Genomic DNA, 17,038 nt, shown 5'->3' with positions numbered 1-17,038 from the left:
GACAGTTAAAGATAGGAAATCGCCAAGCAGGTTTGTTCCCCAATAAGATTTTCTGAGGTTAAAATAGGTGAAGATTTATAGGGCTAGTGGAAGAAAAAATACTTCTCGGATCAGTAGCTTGGGTTCAAAAGAAGGAATTCAAACGATCGGATTAATTTATTCTAAAAATTAGTTGAGCGAATTAGCGGATGTCTTCTAATGAAAAAAAATTTTCTTCTAGGGATTCCCAAAAGCTCAATTGCTTTGGATCTTTTTGAGTTCTTTTTTGTCCAATTCCTTCTCGATAAGCTCTTTTGGATGGATAGATTCACTTGAAGAAACGGATTGGTTGGAAAGTGAATTTCCTTGATTAGAAACTATTTCTACTGGAAAATTTATCCAGAGGATACCCATTTCTGTCATTTCCCATTTGCTTTGGATCATTTTGACATGGTAAGTTTCCTGGCCTGTAAGGTGAGAGGAAGCGGCTATTTCCTGTCCTGGAATCACTGTTTCACCCAAACTCACTTTTGCAGAATTTGCCTTTAGTCCACTCAGTCGACTGAAGGTGCCATCGGTATGATAGATTTCGATGTAGTTTTCGGTTTCGAAATTTGCCGGTCCAGAGGCGCTTTCTTCTACGTCCATTTTTATTGAAGATACGATTCCTTTCCTAGGTGCGCAGATAGGGGAAGGAGTTTCAAAGAAAAACCCAACTCCCGAGTAAGTTTTACCACTTTGAGTGGATGAATTCTCAACGGTAAGCGGGCGCATTCCGACCTGAGTGCCGGCTGAAACTGGGATAAGGTACGGTGCCGAACTCCCGGGTACGCTTTGAAAATCCCCTTTGAAAAGTTGGGTTTTGTAATTGAATCCAGTGGGTTCGTTTACATAAATAGATTGCAGCTTGAGTAGGTTGCTTTTTCCAGGTTTGGCGACTTTAAAGAGAATATTCCCCTCTTTAGATTCTAGATTTTCGAGTTTTGAAAACTCTATTCGGATGGTATAGGGGATTGCATCTTTGTTGAAAGCCATCAGCGACAAGTTGCGGTCTTGATCCTGTTCTGCGAGAATTTCTACCTGAGCAAAAAGTGATTGGCTAAATAGGAGGAAAAGGAATGCAGCGTAGAATTTCATAGAATATGAATTTGGTCCAAAAATAGAACTTTCAAACTAAAATCATATAAATACCCGAAGGGATCTCTGCCTTATTTTTAACAAAAAAACCGCCTGAGATTTCTCCAAGGCGGTTTGGTTTTTATTTCCCTAGTCTGAAAAGTCACAAGCCTAAGTATTTAATAATCACATCTTCAGATTCTCCATCTCCAACTGCGGTGCAAAAGGCTGCTCGTAGTAGCGCTTGCCGGTGGCTTTGTAGAGTGAGTTGGCCAAGGCTGCGAAAACAGGAGGGAAGAAGGGTTCACCCAATCCGGTTGGGTCTTCTTTGCTGTCCACAAAGTGAACTTCGATCGCTCTTGGTGCTTCTTTTTGACGGATCATGCGGTACTTGTCAAAATTGGTTTTGGCAGGAACCCCATTTTCGAAGGCCAATTCACCAAAGAAAGCGTTTCCAATACCATCAATAATGGCCCCTTCACCCATGTTGATCGCTGAGTCTGGATTGACCACTATGCCGCAGTCCACAGCTGCATATACTTTTTCGACCACCGGTTTTGAATCTACAATCTTGGTATCCACCACCTCAGCTACATAAGAGTTGTGACAGAAGTACGCCGAAACGCCACGACTTACTCCAGGAGCCGGGGTTTTCCAGTTGGACTTGTCTCGTACGAGTTCGAGTACTCCCGCATAGCGCTTGGCATCGTAATCGTTGTTTTCCCCCACAGGATTGGTTTCGGCACGCTTGAGTAGTTCCAAACGGAATTCGATCGGATCTTTTCCCATCACCTCAGCCAATTCATCCAGAAAGCTTTGTTCGGCTGCTGCCATGAAGTTGGATCGGGGAGCACGGAAAGCCCCGATGGTGATGTTGGATTCGATCTGCCAACTTTCTGCAAGGTAGTTGTCAATCGCTCCGGCAGGGAATCGGTTGGCATGAAGGGGAGTTTCAGGAATTCCACCTGCCTTTACGTGCAGTGCAAGGAGGTTATTGTTTTCGTCCAAAGCTGCACGATAGGTCGCTGAATAAGCTGGTCGGTACACCCCGGCGCTCATATCATCTTCACGGGTGTAGACCATTTTGACGGGTGCTTGGATTTTTTGAGAAATCAAGGCTGCCTCCGTCATGTGGTGGCTGTAAGCCCGACGTCCAAAGCCTCCTCCCATACGGGCAAGATTGATCTGAATATTCTCTTTAGGGATTCCGAGACTGTTGGATAGGGTGGTAATGATGAATTCAGGAGCTTGAGTAGGCCCATAGATCACCGCCTTGTCGCCTTTTACGTCTGCAAAGCAGTTCATCGGCTCCATGGTGTTGTGGGCCAAAAAAGGTGCAGAATACGTTTTTTCGAGGATTTTTGCTGCCTTTTTGAAGGCTGCTTCCGGATCTCCGTCTTTTCGGACTACAGTACCGGTTTTTTGGATGTACTCAGCCATGCGCTCTTTGTGTCGGTTGGTGTTTTCCAATCCCCTTGGCACAGTGATTTCCGTGCTGGGGCGGCCACCAAATCCCGCCACTTTAAACTTGGATTCTGGGGCGGTTTCCCATTCCACAGTCAGCGTTTTCTTTGCCTGCATGACTTCCCAAGTGGAGTTTCCGACGATGGCTACGATCTCCGGGAAAGTTGCCGTATCAAAGAAGTTTCTTTCGAAACCCTCTTTGAAAAGGGAAATGGAAAAGACATCCAAGATTCCGGAAATTCCACTGACTGAGCTTTTGTCAAATGACTTCAGCTTCATCCCAAAAGCAGGAGGATGTACGATGGCCGCGTACTTCATTCCTTCTACTTTGTGGTCTATGCCGAAAAGCGGGTTGCCTGTGACGATCTTCTGAGCATCCACATTTTTTTTGGAGCTACCGACGATTTTGAAATCCTTAATTTCTTTCAAAGTCACTTCCTCAGGTACAGGAATAGTAGCTGCGATGGAGGCCATCTCACCATAGTGGGCTTTCTTTCCGCTGCCTTTGTGTTCCAAATTACCGGCGGAAGTGGTGATTTCGGAAGCGGGTACTTTCCAGGTTTGTGCTGCAGCAGCGATCAACATGGCCCGGGCCGTAGCACCAGCGGTTCGGAGGGGAGTCCAGCCCTGACGGATGCTCTGACTGCCTCCGGTAAATTGCCGTTCAAATCGGGTAGGGAAATAATCTGCTTGCTCTACCATCACCATTTTCCAATCCGTATCCAGTTCCTCCGCCAAGATCATCGGCATGGAGGTTTTGATATTGGAGCCAAACTCAGGATTAGGGGAGAAGAGGGTTACAGCGCCATTTTCCCCGATTTTGATATAACTGTTGAGTTCAAACCACTCCTTGGGCAGTTCCAAAACCTGCTCTGGAGTCGGCTTACATCCTGCCAGCCAGCTGAAGCTGAGCATCATGCCTCCGCCTGCCAAGGCAGAGACCTTCAAAAATGACCTGCGGTCCAATTTTTTATCTAAAGTTGCCATAGGTTTTCGGATTAAAGGTTTTGAGCGGCGGTTTTGACAGCAGCTTTGATTCTGAGGTAAGTGCCACAGCGACAGATGTTGCCGTTCATGGCATTTTCGATTTCTTCATCACTGGGATTTGGATTTTGCTGAAGCAAAGCTGCCGCAGTCATGATTTGACCGGCTTGGCAATACCCGCATTGTGGCACATCGTGTTCCATCCAGGCTTTTTGAACCGGATGATCCCCGCTTTCGGACAATCCTTCGATGGTGGTAATCGAAGCCCCTTCTGCTGCCGAAACAGGTAGCTGACAAGAGCGAACTGCATTTCCGTCGAGGTGAATGGTGCAGGCCCCACATTGCGCGACTCCGCAACCAAATTTGGTTCCTACTAAATCCAGGTGATCACGGAGGACCCAAAGCATGGGGGTACTCGGATCGACATCGACTTGCTTGGAAGTTCCGTTGATGTTGAGATTGAAAATGGCCATAGTTGTTGAAATTAAATGTTTGAAGTTAGGGATTTCCGAAGGGTCGACCTTACGGAAATCAAACGGAAAGCTTTATGAATCAATCTGTAGCCATAAGGATTCAGATCGAAAAGTGATTTGATGGACCTAGTTAACCTCTTGAACCTCTCTCCAGATGAAATTAGAAGTTCGATGTTTAATAAGCCATTGACCGTTTTGCTTGACAAATTCATCCTTGTAGATGGTGTAAAGTGTGGTCTTGATTGTTTTTCCATTTTGCTCACCCACCAAAATCACGTGACAATAGGAAGTAGCCTTTGCAGTATTTTCTGTCAACTCTTCAATGGTTTGCTGTCCGTTTTGATGATAAACCGTGTGAAAACCAGACAAAAACTGCGAAAACGTATCTTTCAATTGCTGACGACCTACCAGTTTTATCGGTGGCGTACCTTTGAAAATAGATTCGACTATCCCGTCTTCGGTAAAGAGTAACACTTGCTGCTCAATATCTTTGATGTCTGCCAGGTTGGAAAAACGATCCACCACATTTTTTATGGCCATTTTTTCCTCGATTTCAGAAATGCGTTGGTCGATTGATTTGTCCATGGTTTGTGCGTTTGATTGGAAAACAACAAAGAGGAACAGGAATACTTGAACTGAGATTTTCATTTTGAAAATTTTGTTTTGAAGTAATTTCTTGGAATCTGAAAATGCTTCCTTTTAATGTGATTTTCAGTTTTGAACCCGGCTTTGTTCCACAGGAGTGTAGCGATCACCAAAGACTTTCATTCCTGCAATCGTTTCGGTCAACTCTTTTAGCTCTGTTTCTGAAAAAATAAGCTCTGCAGCTGCCAGATTCTCCATAAGGTGTGCTTCTTTGGTTGTGCCTGGAATGGGCACAATAAAGGACTTTTGATGGAGGAGCCAAGCCAAGGCTACTTGAGTAGGAGTCAGTCCACGCTGATGTCCAAAGTCGATCAAAGCTTCCACAATCGGCCGGTTGGCGGCCATCGCATCGGGCTGAAAGCGAGGCAATCCGGCACGGTTATCGTTTTCGGCAAAGAACTTCGTTTGGCTATTGAGCATGCCGGTCAGAAATCCACGGTTCATCGGGCTATATGGCACAAAACCGATTCCCAACTCTTCGCAAGCAGAAAGTACACCTTCTTCGGGCTTTTTCCACATCAGATGGTATTCACTTTGGATGGCAGTGAGCGGTTGGATGGCATGGGCCCGGCGGATAGTTTCCACATTGACCTCGCTAAGCCCGAAGTTGCGGACTTTTCCTTCCTGAATCAGGTCCTGCACCGTGCCAGCGACGTCCTCGATGGGGACATTTGGATCTTGGCGGTGCTGGTAAAACAAGTCCAAGACATCGGTTCTCAGACGTTTGAGGGATTCTTCAGCCACTTTTCGGATTTCCTCAGGCCGGCCGTTCATTCCAGCCATTTGATTGTTTTGGATGTTGAATCCAAACTTGGTCGAAACGAGAATTTCTTTTCGAAATGGCTGCAATGCTTCTCCTACCAGGTCTTCATTGGTGTAAGGGCCATAGACTTCGGCAGTGTCAAAGAAATTCACTCCGGATTCGAAGGCTTTTCTGATTAAGGCAATTGAGACTTTGCGATCCGGAATTCTTCCCCGGTGATAACTCATTCCCATGCAGCCTAAGCCCAAAGCTGTGACTTCCAATCTGTGTTTTCCAGATCCAAGGGTTCGGGTTTTGGTAATGCTTGCTTTTCCTGAAGTGGCCTCGGGACTTTTTGACATACCTCCTGCAAGTGTTGGAGAGGCTAAAAATGCGGTTCCCAGCGTCAACCCTGCTTTCATAAAATTCCTTCTGGAGGTTTCTTTTTGATTTTCAATTGGCTTATTCATACCTCTATTTATTTGGTTTATCGATCAATCATTTTCTGAGAAGCTTCCGGATATCGGTTTCCCACGATTTTCAGTTGAGATAACGCATGGTCAATAAGTTCCAAATCGCTGTTGGATAAGCGAAGGAATGTGCTTTCCAGATTTTCCTCCAAGCGGTGCAGTTTTGTTGTACCCGGGATCGGCACAATCCAAGGTTTTTGAGCCAAAAGCCAAGCTAAAGCTACCTGTGCTGGCGTGGCCCGGTGGGCATCAGCGAGAATCTCCAGTTGATGCACCAATTCCATGTTGGCTTTTCTTGCATCAGCTGCAAATCGAGGTACCACGTTTCGGAAATCATTCGGGACAAAGCTGGTTTTATCATCCATTTTCCCGGTCAAAAAACCTTTTCCAAGTGGACTGAAAGGGACAAATCCAATTCCCAGTTCTTCCAGTGTTGGAATGATTTCTTCCTCAGGTTCTCTCCACCAAAGGGAATACTCACTTTGCAGTGCGGCCACAGGCTGTACCGCATGTGCCCGTCGGATGGTTTTTACTCCGGCTTCAGAAAGTCCGAAATACTTGACTTTTCCGGCTTGAATCAGTTCTTTGACAGCTCCTGCTACTTCCTCGATTGGCACTTTTGGGTCAACACGGTGTTGATAGAGTAAGTCTATGGATTCGACCTTGAGTCGCTTTAGTGATCCTTCCACGGCAGTTTTGATGTGGTCTGGGTGGCTGTTCAATTGAGTCCAACGTTCGTCCTGATCAGGCGTAAAACCGAATTTGGTAGCGATGACCACTTTGTTTTTGAAAGGAGCCAAAGCTTCACCGACCAATTCTTCATTGGAAAATGGTCCATAGACTTCGGCAGTGTCAAAAAAGTTGACTCCCAGTTCCACTGCCTTTCGGATTAGGGAAATCATTTCCTTTTTATCAGCAGCCTGACCATAGCCAAAGCTCATACCCATACAACCCAGTCCCAAGGAAGATACTTGGGGTCCACTTTTTCCGAGTTTTCGTATCTCCATAAATTGGTTTGCAGGAAAGTTTGATTACAAAATTCACTTCCTTGTTCTAAAAAAAAATTACCAAAATCAATCCAAAGCTTATTTAAATCAAACAGGGTTTGCTTGTGTATGGAGATTTTCACTTTCCGGCGGACCTTAAATTCAACCCTATCGAAAGAATGGTTTGAATTATGTAAGTTTTTATTTGAAATCAATTACTATTAAGTCGCATGATCAAAGCACTTTTGCAGATAAATCTGTGACTGAAGTGGAAGGATTCACATTATTTCAAACTGCCTCGGCGGAAAATCGAAATTTCAACTATGCTAAATCAATACTTAGCATTCTTTTGATTTTTGTAAGTCTAAGCCTGTATGGGCAAGAGACAGAAAAGAAAAATCACCTCAGCGGAACTATCACCGCTACCAACAACGGAATCTCAATTATTCCCTCCTTTTCCTTAGGTCGTCCCGCGGTCTTTTTTGACCTGAGCATGGGAGGGGATCGGCTTTCTTTTGATCCCATGCTTCGCTTCGGTATGGACGGGAAACCTTGGTCTTTTATCCTTTGGGGAAGGTACAAAGTGATCAAAGACAAACGCTTCTCCCTGACTGTAGGCGGACATCCGGCATTTCTTTTTCAGGAAAAGGAGATCATCGTAGATGGAAAGGAAGAGAAGGTTTTCGTGGCCAACCGATACCTGGCCGGGGAGATCAATACCAACTTTAAGCTAAATGACCGCTATTCCATTGGGCTCTATTACCTCAAGGGAAATGGAATTCAGGTAATCAGTGCCAAAAGTTCGGATTTCCTGGCCTTCAATGTCGGACTTCCAGAGCTGAGATTGGGTAAAGAGGTCAGTCTGATGGTCAATCCTCAGGTATTCTATCTGGTAGTGGACGGGAATTCTGGCTATTATGCCAATGCAGCTTTTACCCTGAAAAAAGGAGATTTTCCGCTGAAATTTCAGACCTTTTTCAACCAGAAAATCAAATCTGATATTGCAGGAGAAGATCTAGTTTGGAATGTCAGTCTGCTGTATGGGTTTGAGCATAAATTCTCTAAAAAATAACGGAATGGACCGAGCGGAAACACTGGAGGAATTTTACAAGAGGAAGTTCAACTGGATTCCTGAGAGCTTGGCTCAGGACATTGGTCATTTTAACATGTTTCGGCTGGAGCCCTATTTGGAAGGAAAGTTAAAAGCTGTACCCTATCGAAGACGTGATTTCTACAAAATCATGCTGGTCAAAGGAGCGAGTACCGTTCTCTACGCAGACCGAATCTATGAGGTCAAAAAGCAGGCGCTTTCCTTTTCTAATCCGCTCGTGCCCTACAAATGGGACCATTTGGCACCGGAAACGAAAGGAGAGTATTGCATTTTCAATCCTCATTTTTTCATGAATTTCGGTCAGATTCAGCAGTATGAAGTCTTTCATCCAAATGGTACACACATCTTCGAATTGACAGATGAGGAAGCAATGGAAATAGAGAAGATTTTCGAAAAAATGAAATCTGAGTTTAATTCGGAGTACAAATACAAATATGATTCCCTGAGAGCCTTGGTTTTTGAGCTGATTCACTTTGGGATGAAACTGCAGCCTGCCGAAGTTCAAAAGACCCAACACGGCAATGCAGCTTTGCGAATCGCTTCCATCTTTTTGGAACTCCTTGAGCGGCAATTTCCCGTGGACGATACGCATAAGACTATCGAAATCCGAAAACCAGCGGACTTTGCTTCGCAACTGAACATTCACGTCAATCACCTCAATCGCGCCATTAGGGAAATGACAGGAAAAACAACCTCCCAGCTAATTGCAGACCGAATCCTACAGGAATCCAAAATTCTTCTGAAACAGAGCAATTGGAATGTGTCTGAAATTGCCTTTTCATTGGGATTCAATGAAGTGACCCACTTCAATAATTTCTTTAAAAAACACCTTAACTTGAGTCCAACTCACTATCGAAAAAATTAGACTTGGTATGAAATCCTTATTCGTTACTTTCCTCTTTTCGCTCTTTCTTTTCCCAAAAAGTTTTGCCCAAAAGACAGAGGCCATTCACATTTCAGGAGATATATTGACCGAAAAAGTATTCTCCATAGCTCAAATCAAAGGCTTCCCAAGTTCTGATTTGGGGGATTTTGAAATCACCAATCACCTTGGCGAACCAAGAGGAGTAGCAAAGCAACTGAAAGGTTTTTCAGTTTTACGCTTATTAGAACAAATTGAATTGGACGCTCCAAGCCCAAAACTGTTGAGTGAGTATTATTTGATTTTTGAAGCTTCTGATGGGTACAAAGTGGTTTTTTCGTGGAATGAGCTGTTCAACAATTCGTTGGGAGAGCAGGTTTATCTCATCACTTCTAAGGACGGAGAAAGCCTGGAGAAAATGGAAGACGGGATATTGCTGATATCCAAAACTGATATCCGAACCGGGAGACGTCATGTCAAAAACTTGGCCCGAATCCGGATCAACCGGGTTGACTAGTACCGGAGCCAAATCATTCACTTGAACCACTCTTACCTTCTGGAGTTTCTTTTGAACCTTACTTTGCCTAAACTCGCACATGCTTCTTGATAGCTTTGGACGTATTCACGATTACCTGCGGATCTCCCTCACGGATCATTGCAACTTCCGCTGCAGCTACTGCATGCCGGTGGAGGAAATGGAGTGGATGCCGCAATCCAAGCTGATGAGTATAGATGAGATTCTTTCTTTGGCCGAGACTTTTGTTTCGCTTGGGGTGAAAAAGATCCGATTGACAGGTGGTGAACCTTTGGTTCGGAAAGAATTTCCAGAAATTTTAGAGCGACTTTCTGATTTTCCGGTCGAACTGACCCTGACCACCAATGGAGTTTTGATCCACAAGCATATCGATGCGCTGAAAAAAGCAGGAGTCCGATCGGTCAATGTCAGTTTGGACACACTCAATCGCGAGAAATTCCACAAGCTTACCCGTAGGGATCAGTTTGATCTGGTTTGGGAGAATATCCAGCTCTTGCTCAAAGAAGGTTTCCGGGTCAAAGTCAATGCAGTGGCGCTTCATGGCATGATCGAGGACGAATTCTGTGATTTTATCCAAGTCACGGAAAAGCTTCCGCTCCATGTTCGTTTCATCGAGTTTATGCCCTTTGCGGGCAATCACTGGCAAAGTAAAGAGGTCGTCACAGCTTCCCAAATGCTGGAAATTGCAAAGGAGAAATTCGATGTCTCCAAGCTGGAGGATAAAAAACACGACACAGCCAAGAAATATCAGGTTCCGGGTTTTGCAGGGACTTTTGCATTCATCACCACGATGAGCGCCCATTTTTGCGGAGACTGCAATCGGATTAGACTCACTGCTGATGGAAAAATTAAGAATTGCCTTTTTGGTAAAGAAGAACTGGATCTTTTGGGCGCTTTGCGAAAAGGAGAACCTATCGAGTCGCTGATTCGGCTTTCTATTTCCCAAAAACACCAAGCGCTGGGCGGCCAGTTTTCAGCTGACTATGAAAAAGCTGATCCAGATAAAATTGAAAATCGGAGCATGATCAATATCGGAGGATAATGAAAGAATTTATTACCGTTTCCGAGGCCAAAACAATTCTCAAATCCCTTCAAATCAAGGGGAAAACCGGCTTACTATCTCTTCAGGAAAGCCTTGGGAAATTCACTGCCTCGGCTGTATTGGCACCGATGGATGTGCCTTCCTTTGACAACTCAGGCATGGATGGCTATGCGATCGCATGGGATGAAAGCGGAGAAGGCCGAGAAGTGGTGGAGGTGATTCAGGCTGGTGCAAGTACAGATTTTGTTTTGGAGAAAGGTACGGCAGTACGGATTTTTACCGGAGCACCAGTTCCTCAGGGAGCGGATACGGTCATTCCTCAGGAGTACATTACCCGGACGGAAAACATGATTTTTTTTGATTCTACTGAGTTTTTCAGAGGAGCTAATGTCCGCAAAAAAGGGGCGCAGTGTAAAGTGGGTTGGGAAGTGGTCCCAGCGGGTACGAAAATCACACCTGGTACGATTGGACTGTTGGCTTCACTTGGAATCCAAGAAGTTGAGGTCTGTATCCCTCCAAAAGTGGCTCTGATTCTCACCGGGGACGAAATCATTGAATTGGGAAACCCGCTTAATCCGGGTCAGATCTACAATGCCAACGGTCCGACCTTGGAAGCGTATCTTCAGCAGCTCGGCATAGGTGATCTCAGTATCTTCAGGGTCAAGGACGAAAAAAGTGAAGTGACAAGAGTGATTTCAGAAGCTTTGATCGATTCGGATTTTGTATTGCTTACAGGCGGAATTTCGGTGGGCGATTTTGATTTTGTGAAAGGAAGTTTGGAGCAAAATGGAGTAGATCAACTGTTCTACAAGATCAGACAGCGTCCCGGAAAACCGCTTTTCGCAGGAATAAAAGGTGAAAAACTGGTTTTTGCTCTACCAGGAAATCCTGCATCGGTGCTGTCCTGCTTTATCCAATACGTCAAGCCATGCCTACTCGAATGGATGGGGAATCCAGAAGCTTGGTCCCCTCCGAAATATCTTCCGATGGAAAAGGATTTTGATAAAAAAGCCCCACTTACCTTCTTTTTGAAAGCTAAAGTGGTGGATGGAAAGATCCATTTGCTACCCGGTCAGGAGTCATTTAATCTGCTTCCATTTGGTGTGGCTGATGGCTTGGTGGAGATTTCCCAAGACATTGAGCACGTGGAGGAAGGGAGTTTAGTCGCGTTTTATCCTTGGTAATTGAATGGAATTTTGGGATGTTTTCCTTTATTTTTTGATGCCTTTTGCGGCATTTATGTATGCATCCGTCGGGCATGGCGGAGCGAGCAGCTATTTGATGATTTTGGCCCTTTTGGGTTTTGCTCCTGAAGAGATTCGTCCATCGGCTCTGATTCTGAACATGTTTGTGTCGATGATTTCCTTTTTGAACTACCGCAAATCGGGAGTTTTTCCGCTGAAGTTATTCCTCTCATTAATTATTTTTTCCATTCCTGCAGCCTATTTGGGTGGAACTATTTTACTTGAAACAGGCATTTACAAGCAGATTTTAGGCGTATTGTTGATTTTTCCTGTGCTGAGGTTTGCTGGTGTTTTTCCGATTTCAGAAAGCTCAAAAGTCGATCAAAAATGGTGGATGGCACCGATTCTTGGTTTTGCGATTGGTCTGCTTTCCGGAATGATCGGGATTGGCGGGGGAATTATCCTTTCACCGATCATCCTGATGTTGGGTTGGGCAGGAGTGAAGGAAACCGCTGCATTGAGTGCGCTTTTTATCTTCCTCAATTCTGTTGCGGGCTTTCTCGGTGCTTCGGTTTTTCATATTGAGTTTTCACAACAACTCTGGATATTGCTTCCACTTACTGTTGCGGGAGGAGCATTGGGGGCTTATTTGGGAGCGAAAAAATTCAGTCCGAAAGCCTTGAAGTATCTATTGGCTTTTGTGTTGGCCTTTGCAGCGGTGAAGTTGATTATAGGGTAAAGTTTGTATTTAGAATTGGTTTGCTCACAGATGTCACAGATGCTCACAGATTATTTTATCCGTGTCTATCTGTGTAATCTGTGAGCTAAAAATAAGATAGCTATCCCTTCAAAAACTTTGGAATCAAAGCCGATTTTCAAGGAATTAGAGGCAGGCCCATTTCCTATTCTATTATCTTTAAGTCAAAAATTACCCTAAAAAATGTCCAATACACTTCACATCAAAGCTTTTGGAATGGTAGCCGAAAAGATTGGTCTGTCTGATTTGTCAATGGATCATTCGGGAGATTCTGCCGAACTTCTAGCCGCTTTGCTGGTTAAATTTCCTGAGTTGAAAACCCTTAAATTCACGCTTGCGATCAATAAAAAAATCGTCAACGGCAATCAGGAAGTTCCCGAAAATGCCGAAATAGCCCTTTTACCACCATTTTCAGGAGGATAACATGAGTCGATTCGAAAGACAAATTATATTGAACGGTTTTGGAATTGAGGGTCAGCAAAACCTGAAAAAAGCCAAGGTTCTACTGATCGGAGCCGGTGGACTGGGTTGCCCGATTTTACTCTATCTCGCAGCTGCGGGTGTAGGGAAAATTGGAATTGTAGACGGCGACACTGTTGCCATTTCCAACTTGAATCGTCAGGTACTTTATGGGGAAAATGACTTGGGGAAAAATAAGGCGGAAACGGCCGCACGCTATTTCCAAGGCAAGTATTCCGATATCAAATGGGAGGTTTTTCCTGAGTTTATCAGTGTTGAAAATGCTCAGGAAATGATCTCTGGCTATGATTTAGTGATTGATGGATCCGATAATTTCCCGACAAGATATTTGGTAAATGATGCCTGTGTTTTGCTTGGAAAGCCTTTGGTTTTTGGAGCGATTTATCAGCATGAGGGACAGGTTTCTGTTTTTAATCTCGGCGAAAATGCCTGCAACTATCGGGATCTTTATCCCAAAATGCCAACAGCTACTGAGGTGCCAAATTGCGCTGAAACAGGTGTTTTAGGAGTTCTTCCTGGGATCATCGGCAATCTAATGGCGCTGGAAGCGATCAAAGTGCTGAGTGGATTTGGGAAGCCCCTAAAGAATAAAGTGCTCTTTTTTAACAGCATTGCTTCTCAAAGTTATGAAGTGGAAATCACCCCAAATCCAGAAAGCCGAGAGGACATGCCTGCTTCACTGACTTCTTTTGAAATCATGGACTACGAACTGGCCTGCGAAGGTGTCAAGCAACTCACTTGGGATGAAGCCATGAGTAAAATGGGTTTGGATATCGCGTTTGTCGATGTCCGCGAACCGGGAGAATTGCCTCCTTTGGAGTGTACCGGTTTGATGAAAATTCCACTTTCTACTTTCCCGGATAAGCTGGATCTTTTGGAGGATGCGGAGGAGATTTTGTTTTTCTGCCAAAGTGGAATCCGAAGCCAAAAAGCCGCACAGCAACTCCAGCGAGACTATCCCGAAAAGCGAATTTATTCCATCAAAGGCGGTATCAATGCGCTTAAAACCAATCATTCCTGATCATGGAAAAAGAACGAAAGCCAAAGAATATTTTTGTTCAGGGTCCGATTTCTCCTGAAAAAATCGCGCAATCCATCGCCAATCACAGCAGCAAAACGGACATTGGAGGACATAGCATCTTTCTCGGTCAGGTGCGGGCAGACGCCAAAGCGGAAGGGAATGTGATCGCTATCGACTATACCGCTTATGAGGAAATGGCTTTGGAAAAGGCCTTTGAAATCCGCGAAGCGATCTTTGCAAAATATCCACTGACCTGCATGCATATTTACCATAGCTTAGGCGAAGTCAAAGTGGGCGAACTTTGCCTTTTTGTCTTCACATCATCCAAGCATCGCAAAGCTGCTATGGACGCTTGTGATGAATTGGTCGAGCGGATCAAGGCGGAGTTGCCTGTATGGGGGAAAGAAATTTTGGACACCCAAGGTCACGTCTGGAAATTGAATACTTGATTTCAGGGATTTTGTCCTGTTACATTGAAAAAAAAAATATTTTTCAAAAGAGGAATAATGGCTTAGGATTTAGTCAAAACTGTTGTCACCCTGAGCGGAGTCGAAGGGTCTTCGACTTCGCTCAGTCTGACATCGGTCTGACAAAGTTTACACCGAAACAACAGGCCTGAGCGATTCAATTTCAGCTTGAAGTTCTTTCAGTTGCGCTTTCATTTTTTTCAGAATTTCTTCGGAATCCATCTGAATGGAATCAACCAAATCTTGGTAATAGCTTAATCCAATGTTCAGGTTGTTTCTGAACTTTTCCAAGTAGGCTTCCTGCTTGGCCGTAGCTTCAGGGATTAGTTTTTGAAATTCCTTTTTCAAATAATCCACATAGAGTTGCGCTTCTTTCACGAAGACGTGTGGACGATCATTTTCCAGTTTCAGGGTGATTTTTCCATAGATATGATCTACCATTTCCTTGAGGCTGAAGATACTTTTAAAGTAGGCCAAGTTTGGGCCTGGGCAGATGGTTACCGCATTCAAATTGCGTCTCGGTGCAGATCCGTTCGCCAAGATAGCTGGCGCGCTTAGTCCTTCACAAAGGCAGTCTTTTTCAAGAATTTCGGTCATTTCCTGCTGACTGACTTTGCCTTCGTGGAAGGCTTTAGATTTTAGATTCTGATATTGTCTGGACGCGGTACAAATTGGTTTGTCAGTGACTTCTGTGCTGAAGGTCAAAAACTTCTTAAAGCATGGACTTCCGGGACGGCCTTTGTCGATGCGCTGCTGACGCTGGATTTCACCGCTGCTTGTTCGCAGATTATTGAATGGAACTCCAAGCGGAGAAGCGTGGCTGAGGAAATAGTCTGATCTTTTGGCTTCAATGATCTTTTGGATCGTCTCCTCATCTACCGATGTGGCCTCTGGCACCAGCAAAAATGGACTTCCCCAACCTGTGCCGTCGAGTTGATAATAGCTTCTCAGGAAGCTGTCCTCGGCGCCAGTTCCGATTCCGCCTTGATAGGTAATTTTGATGGTTTCAGTTTCCGACAAAAGTGCTTGCCCTTTTGCCCCCAAACCCTGATTGCAGGTTTGTCTGATAGTTTCGATCAGTTCTTTTCGGTTGGTTTTGAACTCTTCCAAAATCGGACCTGCCAAAAATCCATCGGTTGCAAAAGCATGTCCACCGCAGTTTAGGCCCGATTCGATCCTGAATTCAGAAACCCAAAGGCCTTTTTTCGACAGAAATTTCCCCTGAATCAAAGCCGATCGATAATCACTCACTTTGAGGATGATTCGTTTTTTGATTTTCCCATTTTCGTCAGGGAAAAAGTCCTGAAACTGCTCCGCATAGCTGTAAAGTGCAGGATTCATCCCAGCGGAAAAGACTACGGCTGCTTCCAGTTTACTTTTGGCGAAGCCGCGCAAAGCCGACAGGGCATCCGAAAATTCTCTAGAAAGCTCATTCCCTTCTTTGTCATAATTGAGTTTATCGACCTTAGTCATGATGTTGACATCGATAGATCCGGGCCTTAGAAGTTCGAGGATTTTGGACTTTAGAATTGATTTCTCGGAAAGTTCAGTGTTTCGGAATTGCTCAAATAATCTGGTTACTTCACTTTCCTCAGGGAGTAAAGCGACCAACTGGTCCATGCTACTTTCCCCGTCCCAATTTTCAGTTTTGAGTTCCGCCATCTGTGCTTCGATCACCGTGTGCAGTAGGTCAAGATAGGCTTGGACCCGCTTTGCGCGAGCATCTTCTTCAGTTTCGGCGATGGGTGAGAAGGGGAGATTTAACTTTTCAGAGTGAATTCTTCGCATGTCTTCCAAAAGGAAATCATCCATGATGGAGACGACACTGGAGATTCCGAATTTGGCAACTTTGAGCGGGGTATCTACGGTATAGCCCAATCCCATCACCGGGATATGGAAGGTGTGAAGACCTGAAGTTTGAGGCATAAGTGTTTCCTGAGTTTTGATTCAATCGAAACTCAAAAATACCTCGCTCTTCACCCTAATGCCATTTTTGCTAGCTGTTATAAACTTGGTTTTAAACTGATTTTTGTCAGGAATTTATTTGCAAAAAAATTCATCAGGCTTAAGAATAGTTGATTTTTGATTAGATTAAAGTATTGACAATTAAATTTTTATGATAGAAAAATTCAATTTGGGTTTACTGGATTTGCTTTCCATTTTACTGCCGGGAGGATTATTGGTTGGATTGGTCTGGCAATCGGGATGGGTGAGTGATTGGCCCTTATTTCAGGAGATCCCGCAAGGCTGGGCTGCTGGTTCGGTGGTCGCTGCTTCCAGTTATGTTTTGGGACATTTTGTGCATATGGTCGCAAGCTATCTGGATGACTTGGTTTTCGCTAAAGTAAAAAGGTTGAAATGGCCTGATGAAACCTTGGTGAATATGGTAATTCAGATCAAAGACAGGGAAATAGGCGTGATTGACAGGAACTATTTCAATGCCTTCAAATGGTCCTTAGCCTACCTTATGCTGCATCAGCCATTGTTGTATCAGGCTGTAGAAAAACACATTGCTGAGTCTAAGTTTTTTAGAAGCTTTGCTGTCGTATTGCTTTTTGCTGGTGTTTGGGCTTTGGCAAAAGGAATGTGGGTGGAAGGAGTGCTGAGTTTAATTTTGACTGTTCTTTCAATGATTCGATACATTACCCAAAGGCAAAAATCCTTGGATTCAGCCTATCAGTATGTAATAACTATCGCAGGGAAAAAGAAGACCTGATCAG

At 44.4% G+C, this 17,038-nt stretch carries 17 protein-coding genes; 10 read left to right on the top strand and 7 right to left on the bottom strand.

Features of this window, described 5'->3' with window-relative positions:
• Window positions 1–234: 234 nt before the first annotated feature.
• The 6 genes from DK188_RS07250 to DK188_RS07225 form a co-directional block, all read right to left on the bottom strand.
• On the bottom strand, window positions 235–1,116 hold the full coding sequence (locus DK188_RS07250; protein WP_111670134.1) for a M23 family metallopeptidase: 882 nt from the start codon (window positions 1,114–1,116) through the stop codon (window positions 235–237).
• Window positions 1,117–1,281: 165 nt separating this feature from the next.
• Window positions 1,282–3,546, bottom strand: a complete 2,265-nt coding sequence (locus DK188_RS07245) for a xanthine dehydrogenase family protein molybdopterin-binding subunit (RefSeq protein WP_111670133.1) — start codon at window positions 3,544–3,546, stop codon at window positions 1,282–1,284.
• Between the two features lie 11 nt (window positions 3,547–3,557).
• Window positions 3,558–4,016, bottom strand: a complete 459-nt coding sequence (locus DK188_RS07240) for a (2Fe-2S)-binding protein (RefSeq protein WP_111670132.1) — start codon at window positions 4,014–4,016, stop codon at window positions 3,558–3,560.
• Between the two features lie 126 nt (window positions 4,017–4,142).
• Window positions 4,143–4,664 carry a nuclear transport factor 2 family protein gene (locus DK188_RS07235; protein WP_232825679.1) on the bottom strand — a complete coding sequence of 174 codons (522 nt, stop codon included), beginning with the start codon at window positions 4,662–4,664 and terminating at the stop codon, window positions 4,143–4,145.
• A 63-nt stretch (window positions 4,665–4,727) separates the two neighbouring features.
• Complete coding sequence (locus DK188_RS07230; protein ID WP_111670131.1) at window positions 4,728–5,873, bottom strand: aldo/keto reductase; 1,146 nt, start codon at window positions 5,871–5,873, stop codon at window positions 4,728–4,730.
• 17 nt (window positions 5,874–5,890) lie between these two features.
• The gene (locus DK188_RS07225) at window positions 5,891–6,880 is read right to left on the bottom strand and encodes an aldo/keto reductase (protein ID WP_111670130.1); all 990 of its coding nucleotides are present in this window, start codon (window positions 6,878–6,880) and stop codon (window positions 5,891–5,893) included.
• Window positions 6,881–7,064: 184 nt separating this feature from the next.
• Between DK188_RS07225 and DK188_RS07220 the strand changes: the two genes are divergently transcribed.
• From DK188_RS07220 to DK188_RS07180, 9 genes are all read left to right on the top strand, one after another.
• On the top strand, window positions 7,065–7,931 hold the full coding sequence (locus DK188_RS07220; protein ID WP_111670129.1) for a hypothetical protein: 867 nt from the start codon (window positions 7,065–7,067) through the stop codon (window positions 7,929–7,931).
• 4 nt (window positions 7,932–7,935) lie between these two features.
• Complete coding sequence (locus DK188_RS07215) at window positions 7,936–8,835, top strand: helix-turn-helix domain-containing protein (protein ID WP_111670221.1); 900 nt, start codon at window positions 7,936–7,938, stop codon at window positions 8,833–8,835.
• A 7-nt stretch (window positions 8,836–8,842) separates the two neighbouring features.
• The gene (locus DK188_RS07210) at window positions 8,843–9,349 is read left to right on the top strand and encodes a molybdopterin-binding protein (protein WP_111670128.1); all 507 of its coding nucleotides are present in this window, start codon (window positions 8,843–8,845) and stop codon (window positions 9,347–9,349) included.
• 79 nt (window positions 9,350–9,428) lie between these two features.
• Window positions 9,429–10,409, top strand: coding sequence for a GTP 3',8-cyclase MoaA (gene moaA, locus DK188_RS07205; protein WP_111670127.1), 981 nt, complete (start codon window positions 9,429–9,431; stop codon window positions 10,407–10,409).
• Window positions 10,409–11,593: a molybdopterin molybdotransferase MoeA gene (locus DK188_RS07200; RefSeq protein WP_111670126.1), complete on the top strand. Its 1,185-nt coding sequence runs from the start codon at window positions 10,409–10,411 to the stop codon at window positions 11,591–11,593. Before moaA ends, DK188_RS07200 begins: the two co-directional genes overlap by 1 nt.
• A gap of 4 nt (window positions 11,594–11,597) precedes the next feature.
• On the top strand, window positions 11,598–12,332 hold the full coding sequence (locus tag DK188_RS07195; protein WP_111670125.1) for a sulfite exporter TauE/SafE family protein: 735 nt from the start codon (window positions 11,598–11,600) through the stop codon (window positions 12,330–12,332).
• A 201-nt stretch (window positions 12,333–12,533) separates the two neighbouring features.
• Window positions 12,534–12,773, top strand: a complete 240-nt coding sequence (locus tag DK188_RS07190) for a MoaD/ThiS family protein (protein ID WP_111670124.1) — start codon at window positions 12,534–12,536, stop codon at window positions 12,771–12,773.
• A gap of 1 nt (window position 12,774) precedes the next feature.
• The gene (locus DK188_RS07185) at window positions 12,775–13,851 is read left to right on the top strand and encodes a HesA/MoeB/ThiF family protein (protein WP_111670123.1); all 1,077 of its coding nucleotides are present in this window, start codon (window positions 12,775–12,777) and stop codon (window positions 13,849–13,851) included.
• A gap of 2 nt (window positions 13,852–13,853) precedes the next feature.
• A complete protein-coding gene (locus DK188_RS07180) occupies window positions 13,854–14,300 on the top strand; it encodes a molybdenum cofactor biosynthesis protein MoaE (protein ID WP_111670122.1) in 447 nt (148 codons plus the stop codon).
• Between the two features lie 147 nt (window positions 14,301–14,447).
• Here DK188_RS07180 and DK188_RS07175 read toward each other — a convergent pair whose 3' ends face one another.
• Window positions 14,448–16,244 (bottom strand): hypothetical protein, encoded by a 1,797-nt coding sequence (locus DK188_RS07175; RefSeq protein ID WP_111670121.1) that lies wholly within the window; start codon window positions 16,242–16,244, stop codon window positions 14,448–14,450.
• Between the two features lie 190 nt (window positions 16,245–16,434).
• On the opposite strand from DK188_RS07175, the gene DK188_RS07170 reads away from it, so the two are divergent.
• Window positions 16,435–17,034 carry a hypothetical protein gene (locus tag DK188_RS07170; RefSeq protein WP_111670120.1) on the top strand — a complete coding sequence of 200 codons (600 nt, stop codon included), beginning with the start codon at window positions 16,435–16,437 and terminating at the stop codon, window positions 17,032–17,034.
• Window positions 17,035–17,038: the final 4 nt, after the last annotated feature.

The organism is Algoriphagus litoralis (assembly GCF_003259255.1).
GTDB classification, from domain to species: domain Bacteria; phylum Bacteroidota; class Bacteroidia; order Cytophagales; family Cyclobacteriaceae; genus Algoriphagus; species Algoriphagus litoralis.
Note: the sequence above shows the minus strand (reverse complement) of the source record. Positions and strands in the feature narration are given on the sequence as shown.

Coding starts and splice junctions, on each gene's coding strand:
- DK188_RS07235 (WP_232825679.1), bottom strand. CDS start 4,664: ATGAAAATCTCAGTTCAAGTATTCCTGTTCCTCTTTGTTGTTTTCCAA.
- DK188_RS07185 (WP_111670123.1), top strand. CDS start 12,775: ATGAGTCGATTCGAAAGACAAATTATATTGAACGGTTTTGGAATTGAG.
- DK188_RS07200 (WP_111670126.1), top strand. CDS start 10,409: ATGAAAGAATTTATTACCGTTTCCGAGGCCAAAACAATTCTCAAATCC.
- DK188_RS07240 (WP_111670132.1), bottom strand. CDS start 4,016: ATGGCCATTTTCAATCTCAACATCAACGGAACTTCCAAGCAAGTCGAT.
- DK188_RS07215 (WP_111670221.1), top strand. CDS start 7,936: ATGGACCGAGCGGAAACACTGGAGGAATTTTACAAGAGGAAGTTCAAC.
- DK188_RS07210 (WP_111670128.1), top strand. CDS start 8,843: ATGAAATCCTTATTCGTTACTTTCCTCTTTTCGCTCTTTCTTTTCCCA.
- DK188_RS07170 (WP_111670120.1), top strand. CDS start 16,435: ATGATAGAAAAATTCAATTTGGGTTTACTGGATTTGCTTTCCATTTTA.
- DK188_RS07250 (WP_111670134.1), bottom strand. CDS start 1,116: ATGAAATTCTACGCTGCATTCCTTTTCCTCCTATTTAGCCAATCACTT.
- DK188_RS07230 (WP_111670131.1), bottom strand. CDS start 5,873: ATGAATAAGCCAATTGAAAATCAAAAAGAAACCTCCAGAAGGAATTTT.
- moaA (WP_111670127.1), top strand. CDS start 9,429: ATGCTTCTTGATAGCTTTGGACGTATTCACGATTACCTGCGGATCTCC.
- DK188_RS07245 (WP_111670133.1), bottom strand. CDS start 3,546: ATGGCAACTTTAGATAAAAAATTGGACCGCAGGTCATTTTTGAAGGTC.
- DK188_RS07195 (WP_111670125.1), top strand. CDS start 11,598: ATGGAATTTTGGGATGTTTTCCTTTATTTTTTGATGCCTTTTGCGGCA.
- DK188_RS07225 (WP_111670130.1), bottom strand. CDS start 6,880: ATGGAGATACGAAAACTCGGAAAAAGTGGACCCCAAGTATCTTCCTTG.
- DK188_RS07180 (WP_111670122.1), top strand. CDS start 13,854: ATGGAAAAAGAACGAAAGCCAAAGAATATTTTTGTTCAGGGTCCGATT.
- DK188_RS07190 (WP_111670124.1), top strand. CDS start 12,534: ATGTCCAATACACTTCACATCAAAGCTTTTGGAATGGTAGCCGAAAAG.
- DK188_RS07175 (WP_111670121.1), bottom strand. CDS start 16,244: ATGCCTCAAACTTCAGGTCTTCACACCTTCCATATCCCGGTGATGGGA.